Source organism: Exiguobacterium sp. SL-10, from assembly GCF_004337025.1.
Classification (GTDB): Bacteria; Bacillota; Bacilli; order Exiguobacteriales; family Exiguobacteriaceae; genus Exiguobacterium.
Genome location: NZ_SJUP01000003.1, coordinates 197867 through 213438 on the forward strand (window position 1 = coordinate 197867; position 15572 = coordinate 213438).

General features: G+C 52.7%; 14 protein-coding genes. 3 read left to right on the plus strand and 11 right to left on the minus strand.

The window, feature by feature from the left end; translation table 11 throughout:
* Positions 1–56 precede the first annotated feature (56 nt).
* Genes EVJ33_RS05635 through EVJ33_RS05645 form a run of 3 tightly spaced genes read left to right on the plus strand, consistent with a single transcriptional unit; the run spans position 57 to position 2939 of the window.
* Positions 57–1790 (plus strand): ABC transporter ATP-binding protein, encoded by a 1734-nt coding sequence (locus tag EVJ33_RS05635; protein ID WP_131435215.1) that lies wholly within the window; start codon positions 57–59, stop codon positions 1788–1790.
* Positions 1787–2659, plus strand: coding sequence for an NAD(P)-dependent oxidoreductase (locus EVJ33_RS05640; protein ID WP_131435217.1), 873 nt, complete (start codon positions 1787–1789; stop codon positions 2657–2659). The genes EVJ33_RS05635 and EVJ33_RS05640 overlap by 4 nt, the downstream gene beginning before the upstream one ends.
* A 46-nt stretch (positions 2660–2705) precedes the next feature.
* Complete coding sequence (locus tag EVJ33_RS05645; RefSeq protein ID WP_131435219.1) at positions 2706–2939, plus strand: DUF2188 domain-containing protein; 234 nt, start codon at positions 2706–2708, stop codon at positions 2937–2939.
* 20 nt (positions 2940–2959) lie between these two features.
* Here the strand turns inward: EVJ33_RS05645 and EVJ33_RS05650 are convergent, their stop codons facing one another.
* The 11 genes from EVJ33_RS05650 to acnA form a co-directional block, all read right to left on the minus strand.
* Positions 2960–3607, minus strand: a complete 648-nt coding sequence (locus EVJ33_RS05650) for a DUF975 family protein (RefSeq protein WP_131435221.1) — start codon at positions 3605–3607, stop codon at positions 2960–2962.
* 59 nt (positions 3608–3666) lie between these two features.
* Positions 3667–4329, minus strand: coding sequence for a copper homeostasis protein CutC (locus EVJ33_RS05655; RefSeq protein ID WP_131435223.1), 663 nt, complete (start codon positions 4327–4329; stop codon positions 3667–3669).
* A 15-nt stretch (positions 4330–4344) separates the two neighbouring features.
* Positions 4345–5115, minus strand: coding sequence for a DeoR/GlpR family DNA-binding transcription regulator (locus tag EVJ33_RS05660; RefSeq protein ID WP_131435225.1), 771 nt, complete (start codon positions 5113–5115; stop codon positions 4345–4347).
* 246 nt (positions 5116–5361) lie between these two features.
* Positions 5362–5967 (minus strand): glycerol-3-phosphate 1-O-acyltransferase PlsY, encoded by a 606-nt coding sequence (gene plsY, locus EVJ33_RS05670; protein WP_131435316.1) that lies wholly within the window; start codon positions 5965–5967, stop codon positions 5362–5364.
* 20 nt (positions 5968–5987) lie between these two features.
* Positions 5988–6902, minus strand: a complete 915-nt coding sequence (locus EVJ33_RS05675; protein ID WP_131435227.1) for a M15 family metallopeptidase — start codon at positions 6900–6902, stop codon at positions 5988–5990.
* A 75-nt stretch (positions 6903–6977) separates the two neighbouring features.
* On the minus strand, positions 6978–7397 hold the full coding sequence (locus tag EVJ33_RS05680) for an acyl-CoA thioesterase (protein ID WP_131435229.1): 420 nt from the start codon (positions 7395–7397) through the stop codon (positions 6978–6980).
* A 30-nt stretch (positions 7398–7427) separates the two neighbouring features.
* The gene (locus EVJ33_RS05685; protein ID WP_131435231.1) at positions 7428–9689 is read right to left on the minus strand and encodes an AAA family ATPase; all 2262 of its coding nucleotides are present in this window, start codon (positions 9687–9689) and stop codon (positions 7428–7430) included.
* A gap of 57 nt (positions 9690–9746) precedes the next feature.
* Positions 9747–10430: a hypothetical protein gene (locus EVJ33_RS05690; protein WP_131435233.1), complete on the minus strand. Its 684-nt coding sequence runs from the start codon at positions 10428–10430 to the stop codon at positions 9747–9749.
* A 101-nt stretch (positions 10431–10531) separates the two neighbouring features.
* A complete protein-coding gene (locus tag EVJ33_RS05695) occupies positions 10532–12097 on the minus strand; it encodes a BCCT family transporter (RefSeq protein ID WP_131435235.1) in 1566 nt (521 codons plus the stop codon).
* A 126-nt stretch (positions 12098–12223) separates the two neighbouring features.
* Positions 12224–12712 (minus strand): DUF3939 domain-containing protein, encoded by a 489-nt coding sequence (locus tag EVJ33_RS05700; RefSeq protein WP_131435236.1) that lies wholly within the window; start codon positions 12710–12712, stop codon positions 12224–12226.
* Between the two features lie 107 nt (positions 12713–12819).
* Positions 12820–15534 carry an aconitate hydratase AcnA gene (gene acnA / locus EVJ33_RS05705; RefSeq protein ID WP_131435238.1) on the minus strand — a complete coding sequence of 905 codons (2715 nt, stop codon included), beginning with the start codon at positions 15532–15534 and terminating at the stop codon, positions 12820–12822.
* Positions 15535–15572: the final 38 nt, after the last annotated feature.

Here is a 15572-nt window from a genome sequence, read left to right on the forward strand (position 1 = left end):
ACGTCTTGACACTTGTTTTCGAAACAGCGAAAGTTATAAGGAAAGGGGGACGTATGATGGAGTCCACATCCACATGGCAAGCGTTTTTACGTTTGTTCCGTGTCGCTCGACCACCGAAAGGTCTGTTTGTCGGTGCCGTATTGATTTCTTTAATTCAAGCGATGGCATCACTCGTCATCCCGCTCATCTTGCAGCGCGTCGTCGACAATTGGAGCGAAGCCGCGCTCGACGCCCGTCTCGTCACCATCTTCGTCATCGCGTTTCTCATTCAAGTCGTCTCGAGCGCGATTTCGATTTATTGGCTACATATCGTCGGACAACGGGTCGTCGCCAATTTGCGGACGACGCTATGGGAACATCTTGTCGCACTACCGATCCCGTTCTATGACGGCGTCAAATCAGGGGATCTCGTCTCGCGATTAAATAACGACACGACGACGTTGCAACAACTTTTGTCCGAACAGAGCGTCCGTCTATTGACGTCGTTCGTCTCGGTCATCGGCGCCGTCGGCATCTTGTTCACGCTCGATTGGCAGATGACACTCGTCATCTTGTTCTCCGTGCCGACGACGCTTCTCATCGTGATCCCGCTCGGCCGCAAACTTCGGAAAATCGCCAAGGCGACGCAACACGAACTCGGCGATTTGTCAGGTTTTTTCGCCGAACTACTTGGTGAAATTCGGCTCGTCAAATCACAGGCGACCGAATCCGTCGAGGTTGAAGAAGGAAAACGACGCATCGAGCGTTTGTTCGGTCTTGGCGTCCGAGAGGGTCGGATTCAAGCGATTTTGATTCCGCTTCTGAACGTCACGTTGACGGCGATGTTGATTGCCATTCTCGGATTCGGGGCTTATCGCGTCTCGACCGGTGCTTTGTCGACCGGGTCGTTGCTCGCGTTCATGCTGTATTTGTTCCAAATCATCACGCCACTCATCACGATGACGGAATTTATCACCCGGCTCCAAAAAGCACGCGGGGCGACCGAGCGGATTTCAGAACTGCTCGCCATCGAGCCAGAACCGTACACGGATGAGGCATCGACGATCCAACAGTCATCGCTCTCATTCGAGGGCCTGACGTTCCGGTATGGCGACCAACCCGTGATCGATGACGTGTCCCTCACCATCCCGTTCGGTGCCACGACGGCCATCGTAGGACGCAGCGGTGCCGGCAAGACGACACTGTTCGCCCTCGTCGAGCAGTTTTACCTCCCGTCGAGTGGTCACATCCGTTATGGGGACCGCGATATCACGACATATGGACGAAATGAGTGGCGTCAAGTCATCGGCTATGTCGCCCAAGATTCGCCAGTCTTATCCGGGACGGTGCGACAAAATATCTTGTATGGCTTGATTCGGACAGCGACCGAGGACGAGATTCGTCACGCTTGTGTCATGGCTAACGCCTGGTCGTTCATCGCAGCGATGCCGGACGGACTCGACACGGAAATCGGCGAACGCGGCGTCCGCTTATCAGGCGGACAGCGGCAACGGCTTGCCATCGCCCGGGCGCTGTTACGTGACCCGCAAATTTTATTACTCGACGAGGCGACGTCAAGTCTTGACTCGGAATCCGAACGCGTCGTTCAGGAAGCGCTCGACCGGCTCATGAGAGGACGGACGACGCTCGTCATCGCCCACCGGCTCTCGACCGTCCAACATGCTGACCAAATCGTCGTGCTCGAGGACGGTGGAATCAGCGGGCTCGGGACGCATCGAGAATTGCTTCGTGATAACGTGCTCTATGAACGACTCGTGAAACAACAACTTTTAGGAGGCAATCAACTATGAAGACAGTCGGATTTATCGGACTCGGTGTGATGGGTCAATCGATGGTCAGAAACTTAATGAAGGCGGGATTCGAAGTCCAAGCGTATACGCGGACGAAAGAGAAAGCGACTGATTTATTGGCCGAAGGTGTCCGTTGGTGCGATTCGGTCGAAGCCGTCTGTCAAAACGCCGATGCGGTCATCACCATCGTCGGCTACCCGTCAGACGTTGAGAGCCTTTATTTCGGGGACGGGATGATTTTGCAATCGGCCGAGCCGGGAACGCTCGTCATCGATATGACGACGTCTTCACCTTTCCTTGCCGAACGGATCGCCGAGGCCGCAATCGACCAGAGTTTGCTGCCGCTTGATGCACCGGTCACGGGCGGAGATGTCGGCGCGAAGAACGGGACGTTGTCGATTCTCGTCGGTGGCGGCGAATATGCCTTCACGAAGGCTCTACCGCTGTTCGAGGCGATGGGCCAATCGATTGAACGAATGGGCTATGCCGGCAGCGGTCAATACGGGAAGCTCGCCAATCAAATCGCCATCGCCGGCATCATGATGGGCAACGCCGAGATGCTCGCGTTCGCCAAGCGGGCCGGGCTAAACCCGGACCAACTCCGCCAGACAATCCGCGGTGGGGCTGCCGGCAGCTGGACGCTCGAGAACCTAGTCCCACGGATGATCATCGAAGACTATTCGCCTGGTTTCTTCATCAAGCACTTCTTGAAAGACATGAACCTCGCCCTCGAGAGCGCTGAACAGTTAAACATTAAACTGCCGAGCCTCGAGTTGGCCCATAAACTGTACACCATCCTCGAAGAGAACGGATATGGGGAGAACGGGACCCAAGCGCTCATCGAGTACTATATGCACCAAGACGTTTGAATCGGCTCGCTTGTGGAATTAGTAGTACAGAAGGGAGCGATGTGAGATGCCATGGAATATGAAAGATTATCCGGAATCACTGAAAAACTTCGACCCGCTCGTTAAAAAGAAAGCCATCGATATCGCCAACGCCTTGCTCGCTCAAGGCTACTCCGATCAAAAGGCAATCCCAATCGCGACGGAGCAGGCAAAAAAGTGGCATGAACATGCCTCACAAGAAGAGAAAACGGAGTTCCGTGACGCACCCGACCCAAAAAAGTCGGATCGACACGGGACATAAAAAAACAACCGGTCGGCTAATCAGCTGACCGGTTGTTCGTTTGCTTCTGTTTCTGCCTTGATTTCCACATACAGTCCTGCGAGCGCCGTATTGATATACGGTTGCACGAAGATATAGGCCAATCCTCCGGTGAACAAGACGAGGACATACCAACCGATGAAACTCGCATATAGACGAAGCATCGTGCGCTTGTGTCCAAACATGAGACGTCGGCTTTCGCGCATCGCCTGAAACGCTGACAATTCTGGACGGTCCCGAAGGACGAACGGGACGATTCGATACGTCAAGTAAAACCAGACGCCCGGCACAATCAAGAACAGCATGAGCACGTTCAAGCCGAGATAGAACACGGCGTAGTACGTGACAGCGCGCATGTAATCTTTGAGTGATCCGAACGCATCGAACAAGAGACCGAACGACGGTTTCTCAGCTTTTGCGATATCGAGGAACACCCAGTTGCGACCGAGTTCGAGCGGAGCAAGCAAGACGGTCGCACCGTACAACAATCCAATCGAGACGAAGAGGATGCTCGGGTCGGTCGACTCTAAATCAAGCTGGGTCGTGACCACCGCTTGGACGAGCATCGTCGCGACGACCGCGAGGAGTGAGATGCCCCAGTTTCCTGACAGCATCCGGAGTGCAAATTGTTTATAGACTGATGTTTGCATGACTTCACCTACAGTATCATTTTCTTCATTATAGCAAAAAAACAGTCATCCGACTGTTTTTAGCGTGTCATCTGTCGCTTGATCGCGTTGAACTTTTGCTCGTCGAGCTGTCCGTCGGTCCGCACCCCGCTACCGACATGAACGAAATCAACACCTAGTCGTTCGATGAGCTGTGCCACATTGTCGGCCGTGATGCCGGCACCCGGTAGAACATTCATCTCTGCCACTTCTTGCATCGCGCTCAAACGTTCAATTCCGTCTAGCGCCGTTGCTTTTCCGCCGGACGTCAGCACATGGTCGACTTCAGGGAAATCGTTCAAGATCGTGATTGCATCCATCAAATCGACCGCATCATCGATTGCCCGGTGAAACGTCAATGCCATTTCACCTTTATGTTTGATCACTTCCCCGAGTAGCGCCTCGTCGATACGACCGTCATTCGTCAAAGCCCCGAAGACGATACCCTCGGCCCCGAGCTCACGGCAAAGACCGACGTCTGCCAATATCGTCTCCACATCTTCCTCGTTATAGACAAACGAGTTCGCATGGGGCCGAATCATGACGTGGACGGGAATGGTCGCCTGTTCGAGGACGTTACGAATCGTCCCGAAACTCGGTGTCGTCCCGCCTGCCGGCAAATCGGCAATCAACTCGAGGCGATTAGCTCCGAACCGTTCGGCTGTTTTTGCTTCGGTCAATGTCGTCACAATTACTTCAATCATGTTTTTTCCTCCTCATCATGGTGCGAAACGCCATTCGACCTCGTGCTCTGCTAAGGCCCGTTTCCAATCGGTCGGTTCCGGAAAATCCGAAATGATGGTCGTTACTTTAGAAAAATCAGAGACGCGATATCGCTTCTGTTGATTGAACTGGGTGTGGTCGGCCAATAAGTAACATTGACGTGTTTGATCGAGAACCGCCTGTGTCACGGTCGAGAGACCGTGAGCCTCACACGTCAAACCGAGCGAGGCGTCGACACCTTCAACGGAAAGAATCGCCATATCGAACACGTACGCCTTTAGTTGTTGCAAAACATGCTCACCGACAGTGACAAGATGCTTCGGGTCGATCGTCCCGCCGAGCAGTTGAATGTCTCCTGTGAACACGCCTTTGGCCCGTTGCTCGAATAGTGCCTTGGCAACCATGAGCGACGGCGTGACGACCGTCAAGTTACGGCCACGGAGCCTCGCTGCAACTTGTTCCGAGGCGACGCCGTGTCCGATATAGAGCAACATGTCATCTTCGACGAGCTGAAACGCCGTATAGGCGATACGACGAATCCCATCCATGTTCGAGATCATCATCGGTTGAAACGAGACGCTCTGATGGAGCACCGCCCCTCCATACACCCGTTTAATACGATGTTCTTTTTCAAGCTCTTCTAAGTAGCGGCGAATCGACTCCCCCGAGACGTTCAACCGTTCAATCAATTCGCTCGTCTTCACTTTGCCTTCCCGTTCAATCCACTCCACAATCTTCTGTTTACGTTCTTCTCCAATTAAAGACACTTCCCTGCCTCCTCCGCAAATATCGCTTCCTTTCTCAGTGTAGCGAACGGATGTAAATTTAACGTAAACAGAAAGTAAAGAACGGGCAAATCCAACAGTTTTTTCGAACTTTTCAGCAAAAATCAACGGAAATCCACAAAAAGACAGTCAGCAGATCCTAGATTTTTTTCTGTATGCAATTTACCTCATCAAAAAATGACCTTCCTGCATTCTGTGTAAACAGAGCGCCTGTCGGTCATCATTTTTTTATTTCCGCTTTTGAAACAGCGGTACTTTCGGTTCTGTGCCCGCACGGATTCGTTGCCAGTTCGTACGGTGCTTGATGATGATGAATAAGGCGAGCGGGACGATGACGATGAGCGGTAACCAGTCCTTCGCGATAACGCCATAGGCGACGACGGTCACGAGCCCTACGGCTGCGGCAGCCATCGATGAGAGTGATACCATCCTTGAGACGAGCAGCGTCACGATGAACGTTCCGACGACGACAGCGAAAAACCATGGAAATGCCGCGAGCAACACGCCCGCGCTCGTCGCTACCGATTTCCCGCCTTTGAACTTGGCGAACACCGGATACGAATGACCGATAATAGCCGGGATCCCGGCGAGAAGCAGGCTCATCTCACTCCCGAATAGGAGCGGCAATAACGCCGCGACCAAGCCTTTCCCCATATCGCCTAGCAGGACGATTGTACCTGCCTTCTTCCCGAGCACACGAAACGTGTTCGTCGTACCTAAGTTCCCACTTCCATGCTCGCGGACATCGACCTTGTAGCCGAGCTTTCCGACAAGGAGTGCGAATGGAATCGAACCGAGTAAATAGCTGATTAAAATGATGAAGATTTCTGTCATGTAAGGCATCGCAATTCCCCTTAATCCATTAATTGCTCGAGATAACGCTCAAGCGGGACGTTCGTCTTGTGAACGTTCGTCGCGTGCTCTACCCCGATATAACGTAAATGCCACGGTTCGTACATATAACCTGTCTCGGCCTCATAGGCGCGTTGATAGCGGACGATGAAACCGTACGTATGGGCATTGTCGGCCAACCACTTGCCTTCTTTCGTCTGCTCGAGGCTTTGTGTCAACTGATAGCCGACGGAAGCGCTTGAGACATCGATGGCGAGACCGGTCTGATGTTCCGAATGACCGGGCGGTGCTGAATATTTCATCGCTTGTGCTTTTCCATCCCGGGCGACATAATTATTGAACAGTTGCACTTGATAATCGTAAGAACGGAACGCACTCGTCCCTTTCAACTCGATCTTGGCCGCTTTCGCTCCCGTCATGAGTTTCTCGATGGCCCGTGCCGCTTCTTGGCGGAGCATCTTTCGTTCCCCCGTCGCGGTGTCGACAAAGTCGATGTTCGCCGTCACGAGATCTTTCGGTTTATAACCGGCAGGCAAAGCGATTTGTTTGTTGACGAGGATGAGTGTATCGAGTTTCACGTTCGCGGTCCCGTTTTGTTCAAGCGGCTCGCTCGGCGTTTGGGCCGGTTCTTCTACAGGTGGCGCTTCAGCAACAGGTGCTTCTTCGGTCTCAGGTTCGTCTGCTGCCGGTTCTTCCGCAGGCTTATCTTCTTTCGGTGGCTCGGCTTCAGACGTCGGAGCGTCTTCAACCACTTCGTCTTCTGTATCCTTCGGCGTTTCGGCCGGAGCTTCTGTTTGTTGTTCGGTCTCAGCCGGTTTATTCTCGACTTCTTCCGTTTCGTTTTGGTTGCTTGTGGTACAGCCCACCAACGTGAGCGTCAAGGCGCAGCATACCATCAACAGAGATGGTTTTCGCATGCGATCTTCCCCTTTCTTTGTACAAAAAATACCGTCAAGATATGATACCATACTGACGGTACAAAAGAACCACTGTTATAAGACGGGACTCATGATGCGCATGTACATGTCATGCCACTCAGGAAACTCGCGGTCGAGTCGGACCGGTTTAAAGTCGCCTCGCTTGACGACGACGTGTGTCGTTTTCGCCGAACCGACGAGGTGACCATGTTGGTCGGTCAACTCATAGCCATAGACGGTCCGGATCTTTGAATAACTGTCGACCCAAACCCGAACGTGAACCGTGTCGCCGAACGTGACGCTCCTCTTATAGTCGACCGAGACGTTCGTCACCGGAGAGACGAATCCTGCTTCCTCCATGTCCTTATATTCAACCCCGAGCTGTCGCAACAACTCGGTACGCGCCATCTCAAGATATACTAAATAGTTTGCATGATAGACGATGCCCATCATGTCGGTCTCCTGATAGCGGACCGGAATCTGAATTGTATGCATTGAATCGTCCTCACTTTCAACCCGATTATATTATAACTTAGTCTTAATATCTACTACTAAAATATGATTCAAATCATCGTCTTGTGACGACGCTTCGATTAAGCGATATGATTGTCTCGCGATTGCTTCATCGATCAATGATAGGGCCGTCCGTGCATTCGGACGGTCGATTTCCTTCAGGCGATCGAGGAGCGCTTGACCGACAGCTTCATCACACGTATAGCCGAATTTTGCGGCGTACTTCTTGGCGATATCGACAAGCTGCTCATTCGAGTAGTCCTCAAAGTGGATTGTCCGTTTGATTCGGCTATTGAGCCCCGGGTTTGAGTCGATCAAGCGACGCATCGGTGCCTCATAGCCCGCCATGACGACGACGAGGTTGTCCCCGTGCTTCGGCATCTCGTCGACGAGTGTATCGATTGCCTCTCGTCCGTAATCGTTCGGACCTCCGTTCAGGCTGTATGCCTCGTCAATCAACAGCACGCCGCCGAGTGCATCGCGGATCGCCGCCTTCGTCTTTTGTGCCGTCTGACCGACATATCCGCTGACGAGATCGGCCCGACTGACGACTTTCAAGTGCCCGCGTTTCAAATATCCCGTCTTCTTCAAGAGCTGGGCGTATAGGTGTGCGAACGTCGTCTTGCCGGTCCCACTGTTGCCAACTAGAGCAGCATGGAGTTGGACCGGGGCCGTCTTCAATCCGAGCTCACGTCGCCGCTTTTGAATCGTGACGAGCGCCTCGATTTCGCGCAGTTGACGTTTCGCCTCCTCCATCCCAACAAGGTCCGTAAGGGTTGGACCCGAGGTATCTTCGGTGGCATCCATATCAAAATCGACTTCTGTCAGGAGCGCCATCTCGTCAAGCGGGGCGTCAGCACCAAATCGCGACCCTTTCTTGAACATGGCGTCGAGCAAAATGTTATGAACCGTCCGCGCGTTTCCGAACGTCGCGTCGACCCGTTCCCGGTCGATGCGCGCAATCAAGGCGCGCTTCGCCTCCACCGTCAGGACATAGTTGTTCTCCGCGGCCACTTTTTCACCGATTGCGACGAGTTCGTCGTCACTATAGTTCGGGAGTTCGTAATGGTTCGATTCCGGGAAGCGGGAACGAAGTCCCGGGTTCGCGAGCAGAAAATGTCGCATCTCTTCCGGATAACCAGCGAGAATCACGACGAACTTGCCGGCATATTCGCCGCTCGTCATCGCGGCGACGAGCGTGTCGATGGCCGCCTGACCATAGTCACTCCCACTCGCATCTTGTCGTTTCAAGGCATACGCCTCATCGATGAACAAGACACCGCCCTCGGCTTCTTTCACCTTGTTCATGACTTGTTCTTCCGTTTGTCCGACGAATGCACCGACGAGACTCGAACGGTCCGCTTCGACGACGTCAGGACGCATGAGCAGTCCTAGTTCAAAATAAATCTCGGCCATGAGACGCGCGAGCGTCGTCTTGCCGGTACCGGGATTACCGGTGAATACAAGATGAAGTGAGGGTTGATGTTTGGACGAGAACCCTGCTTTCTCACGCTCTTTCTGGAACAGTAGGAACCGATACCACGCTTTGACGCGTTGTTTTACGTCATACAAGCCAATCATCGACTCAAGCGATTCGATCGCACTCGACCGCGTCTCTTCAGTTTGTTCTGGCAACAGGTCGACGATCGTAGCGAGCCGCTCCTTGACGAGCAACACCTGTTCACCAAACCGATGAAACGCTTCGCGACTGAAATAGTTGCCTTGCATCGATGCCAAGAGTGAAGCCGTGTCGTCTTCGAGCGCGGCCACTTCTTGCATCGCTTCAATGACGACGATGAACAACCGTTCGAGTTGACCTTTAAACTCCGAGTCCCGCAAATCTGATTTGGCGCGGTCGATCTCATCATGAAGCTGCTCAAGATGTTCGAGCAATTCAGACGTCTTCGACTCATACTCGGTCAAAATTTGAACTTTCATTGAGGCGTAATCCGTTTCACGTAGCTTTGGCCAGTCGACATGCAATTGTTGTTTGTGGCGCCGTAAATGCTCGTACAATTGGCTAACACGGAGAGCTGGCGGCAAAGCACCTAGTGACTCCAACTCTTTCACCCAACGATTTAACAGTGGGTCGATTGACTGACGGTGTTGTAACCGCCTCGTCGCGAGCAAAGTCAATGTGCGGATCAATTCTTGACGCTGGCCGGTCGCACGTGACCAGTGAGCGTAGGACAAAAGAGCCGCTTCGTCGACGCGTCCGCCTTCTTCCCAAGCCGTCAAGTCGGTTTGGACTTGCTCCAAAGTGATCTGTTTCATAAAATTCTCCTTTTTAGACGACAAAGGAGCCGACGTCTCAGTCTGCTCCTCGCCGGATTATCGTGATTCAAAAGAAGTCATGCGAATCGAATGAAACAACTTGCCGTTGTTACGCGACTCGGCGGCGAGCAAAATGCGCTCGTTCGCATCGACGTAATACGTCACCGCTTCTTCGTTTTCGTCTTCGCTGAAAATCGATGGATATTTCTCGACCCATTCTGCTGGGACGGCTTCCGGTGTTTCTTTCTTGACGAACGCCTGTGCCGTACGACCGATGATATCGACATCGCCTTCGCTCGAGCCAAGGGTTCCGTCGTCTAGCCATTTACGAATCTGTTCGTTCGTCGCCCGTGACAAGAACGGGTGCGGGGCGACCGCGCCTGAGCTCGTCTCTTGACTGTTCGTCTCCTCACCGTCCGGATTGAACTCACGATAGACGGTCCCATCCCACTCGGCACGGGCGCCGACGTTCGGGCCCTCTACGACCTCGGATACGAAATGTCCGTCTTCGTCATATGTCACTTTATATTCACGAACTTCTAGCGTCTCCCCGTCCTCAGGCAACTTTTTCTCTTCATAGCCGATGACCACAGACGTATAGAACGGTTCGGCCCGATTTGCACGGCCCTCGTCGTCATTCAAATTCGTGACCAAATAAAAGTTATAAGCAAGTAGGGCGCCGACAATGAGAATTCCGGCAAAAATCACCCAACTCAATCGCTTTTTCACGTGTTGTTTCATAGAATGCCCTCCCAATCTTCTTCACTTACTATCCTACACTAGCGAGAGGGTCCTGCAAAACATTAACCACTCAAAAAGGCCTCCATATGGAGGCCCTTGACTTATCCGAGTTTATTTTCTTCGTCTTTATACGCTTCAATCCACTTGTCCCGCTCGTCCGGTTCATCGGCCAAGTCCTTGAACAAGGCGACAATCATCAGAATCAAAACAAAGATGAACGGGAAGGCAACGAGGATGGCGACCGCTTGGAGCGCCCCGAGTCCACCCGCATACAACAAGACAGCAGCAATTGAAGATTGAATGAAGCCCCAAATCAACTTGATGCGCATCGGCGGGATTAGTTTCCCGTTCGTCGTGAGCATGCCGAGCACGTATGTGGCCGAATCCGCTGACGTGATGAAGAACGTCGAGATCAAGAAGATGGCCACGATGCTGAGGACCACCCCGAATCCACCGAACGTCTCAAACAAGGCGAACAATCCAACTTCCGTCCCGATCTCGTTCACCTGGTCAATCAATGATGCGCCGCCGAACAAGTCGGCCCAAATGGCTGATCCGCCAAAGACAGAGAACCAAAGTAAACCGAATGAGGTCGGTACGAGGAGAATCCCGATGATGAACTCACGAATCGTACGACCTTTTGAGACGCGGGCGATGAACGTCCCGACGAATGGTGACCATGAGATCCACCATGCCCAATAGAAGATCGTCCAACCGTTGATCCATTCCCGTTCGACCGGCTCGAATGCACCCGTACGGAAACTCATCGTCGGTAACTGTTGCAAGTACGTCCCGATTGTCTGTGTGAACAGGTCGAGGATGAACGCACTTGGTCCAGCCACTAGTGTTGCTCCGAGCAAGACGATGGCGAGGAAGATGTTCGTGTTACTTAATATCCGAATCCCTTTCTCGAGACCCGTCGAGGCGCTGATCATATAGAGCACCGTCACGACGGCGATGATGATAAATTGAGTCGAGAACGCGTTCGGCACGCCAGGGATCAAGTAATGCAAACCTCCGGCGATTTGCTGGGCCCCGAAGCCGAGCGAAGTAGCGACACCGAAAGCCGTCGCGATGACGGCTAAAATATCAACTGTCTGTTTGACAGGACGTTCATAGCGATCATTGACAATCGATCCGATCGTCTCCCCGATCGTCGCCGGGCGACCTTTGCGGAACGTCGAGTAGGCGATGGCGAGCGCGATCATCGCATAAATTGCCCATGGGTGGAAGCCCCAATGGAAGAATGAATAGCGCATCGCAGTGCGTGCATCACCTTCAGGCGTTGGTGACTCAAACGGTGGTGCGTGAAAATGCGACAACGGTTCTGCTGCTCCCCAGAAGATGAGGCCAATCCCCATCCCGGCACTGAACAACATGGCGAACCATGTCAAATAGCTGAATTCTGGTCGGTCCGTGTCTTTTCCGAGTCGAATCGATCCGAATCTCGAAAAAATTAAAAAGACGGCGACGAGTAAAATCCCGGTCGCGCTGAGTAAATAAAACCAACCCATCCCGTTCGAGAGCCAACCTTGTAACTTCGTCGTCACGTTCAAGAGACTGGCGTTACCGAGGATACTCTCCGGGAAGATGCCCCAAATCGTGAACAAGACCGTGATGATGGCTGAAACGAGAAAAACGGTCGTCACTTGGCTTTTTCTTTCCATAATCTCACTCCTATTCAATTTTCTTATTTTCATATACGTTTTCCACCGTAACATAGTTTATAAACCCAACTCAACCCCTCGGCGTGTAATCGAGTCGACGACAAAAAGAGTGACGGTCCGGATTCGTCACTCTTGCGGCTTCGGTTCTAAGGAGACGATCAACGTCTCATCCACGACGTAATAAGGCCGTTTTGGAAGTACTTTTAAATATCCGCCCTCGCGTAGTCGTGTCAAATCAAGCTGTAGCGTCTGTTGGAATTTCCGCAGTGGTATTTTTTTTTCTTGTTCAAAATATAAATCGAGTGCCCGCTGGACCTGGTCCATCTCATAGACCACTTCCCGTTCTGTCTCAGGAACGATATGAAACGTCTCTTTCGACATATAAAATCGTTGTCTCGGTTTGCCAGGTAAATGTTTCTTTAGACGAGCAAGGTCGATTTCCTGGGCCTCGTCGAGCAGCACCGTCCGATTGACCCCTTTCGGTAACGTCTGCTCATACTCATGAATCGCTTCTCGCAACTGAGGAAGCGTGAGATCGATGTCTTCTTCCGGGACTTCCTCTTTTTGCGTCAATCGTTGCCACCAATTCTTACCTGATTTCGTTTGTCGTTCCATACACTCCCCCCTTTCCCCATTCTCTTCCCGATATTGTGGACCGTCTCACCTTATATTCGCACATTCACCAAAAAAACCTTCCTTTTTTCAAAGGAAGGTCAGTTGACTTACTTCAATTTGTTACGGAGAACCATCTGCAAGATTCCGCCGTGACGGTAGTAATCGATCTCGACTTCAGAATCGAAGCGGGCGACGACTTTGAATTCAGTCACCGTACCGTTCTCATGAGTCGCTTTGACGTTCAGGATATCACGTGGGCGGACTGACTCGTCGACTTGGATGTCGATCGCTTCTTCGCCAGTGAGTCCGAGTGAGTCAGCTGACTCCCCGTCCATGAACTGGAGCGGTAACACACCCATCATAACAAGGTTCGAGCGGTGAATCCGTTCGAAACTTTGCGCGATGACGGCACGGATGCCGAGCAGGTTTGTACCTTTGGCAGCCCAGTCACGAGACGAGCCCATTCCGTAATCGTTTCCGGCGAAGACGACAAGTCCTGTACCTTGTTCTTTGTACTTCATGGCCGCATCATACATCGGCATGATTTCGCCAGTCGGCCAATACGTCGTGAAGCCGCCTTCAGTGGCTGGCGCGACTTGGTTACGGATCCGGATGTTCGCAAACGTACCACGCATCATGACTTCGTGGTTCCCACGGCGTGAGCCGTACGAGTTGAAGTCAAGCGGTGCGACGCCTTTCGACTGAAGGTATTGACCTGCTGGTGTCGTCTTCGAGAAGGCGCCAGCTGGTGAGATGTGATCGGTTGTGACCGAATCGGCAAACTTTCCGATCACACGGAGACCGTTCAAGGCGCTTACAACGCCAGCCTCTGGTTCAAGATTTTCGAAGAACGGCGGGTTTTGAATATACGTCGATTCGTCCGAGAAGTCATACAAGTTGCCTTCCGGCACGTCGAGGGCGTTCCAACGCTCATTCCCTGTGAACACCGTATCGTACTCTTTACGGAATGCTTCCGGTGAGACGACGTCTTGAACGACCATCTTAATCTCATCGTTTGACGGCCAGATGTCTTTGAAGAAGACTTCATTGCCATCTTTGTCCGTACCGAACGATTCGTTCATGATATCGAAGTTGACCGACCCTGCGAGCGCGTAGGCGACGACGAGTGGCGGTGATGCCAAGAAGTTCGCTTTCACGAGCGGGTGGACGCGACCTTCGAAGTTACGGTTACCCGAGAGGACCGACGAGACGAGCAAATCGTTCGACGTGATCGCTTCTTCGACTTCGCGGTCGAGTGGACCCGAGTTTCCGATACAAGTCGTACATCCGTAACCGACGGTGTTGAAACCGAGTTGGTCGAGATACGTCGTGAGACCGGCTTTGTCGAGGTAGTCGGTCACGACTTTCGAGCCTGGCGCGAGCGACGTCTTCACGAATTTCGGAACCGTGAGACCGCGTTCGACGGCTTTCTTCGCGACAAGTCCTGCTCCGACCATGACGTATGGGTTCGATGTGTTCGTACAGCTTGTGATCGCCGCAATCGCCACGTCACCTGTACGCATGTCGACAGTGCCGTCCGTATAGTTGATTGGTGCCGTCTTCTCGAGTTCGGCACGGTCGAGACCGAATCCGCTGTGTCCGGCCGGTGCCGTCACGCTGTCGACGAACGCCGTTTGAAGATCTGACAAGTTGATCCGATCTTGTGGACGTTTCGGTCCAGCGAGTGACGGTTCTACTTTCGACAAGTCGAGCGTGAGCGTCTTCGTGAACGATGGATCCGCTTGGTCCGGTGTATAGAACAAGTCGTTCGCTTTTGAGTAGGCTTCGACGAGATCGATCAATTCTTCAGAACGACCAGTCGTGCGCATGTAGTTGAGCGTCTCTGTATCGACCGGGAAGAAGCCACATGTTGCACCATATTCAGGTGCCATATTGGCGATTGTCGCACGGTCTGAGAGCGGCATCGTATGAAGTGATGGACCAAAGAATTCGACGAACTTGCCGACGACTTTTTCGTTTCGGAGCATTTCCGTGACGACGAGTGCGACGTCTGTCGCCGTGACACCCGGATTGACTTCACCGATGATTTTGACGCCGACGACGTCTGGTACCGGGAAGTAAGACGGTTGACCGAGCATACTCGCTTCAGCTTCGATTCCACCGACACCCCAGCCGAGGACACCGAGACCGTTGATCATCGTCGTGTGCGAGTCCGTTCCGACGAGTGAATCCGGATACACAACGTTGCCCGTTCCATCATTTTTTTCGAGTACGACTGACGCCAAGTACTCCAAGTTTACTTGGTGGACGATTCCTGTCGCTGGCGGGACGGCACGATAGTTATCGAACGCTGTCTGGGCCCAACGCAAGAATTTATAGCGCTCTTCATTACGCTCGAACTCGATGTCCATGTTTTTCATGAGTGCGCCGGCAAAGCCGTACGCATCAACTTGGACCGAGTGGTCAACGACGAGGTCGACCGGGATTTCCGGGTTGATTTTGTTCGGGTCTCCACCGAGGTCAGCCATCGCTTTGCGAAGCGAAGCGAGGTCAACGACCGTCGGGACGCCCGTGAAGTCCTGGAGGACGACGCGAGCCGGTTTGAACGGAACATCGATGTCTTTCGAGACTTCGGCAGTACCCCACTTAGCCAAGTTCTCGACATGTTCTTTCGTGATGGCACGGCCATCCTGTTGGCGAAGTACAGATTCGAGCAATACACGAATCGAGTACGGAAGTCGACTAAGTTCCGTCACCCCTTCTTCTTCAAGCTTTTTGAGCCGGTAATAATCGTACGCTTGTCCATTGACCTCGAATTGCGTCCGAGATTTGAAAGCGTCTAATACGTTCGTCTGTTCCATACGATATCCCCCTTTTTGAAAGCGGCGAATTTGGCACG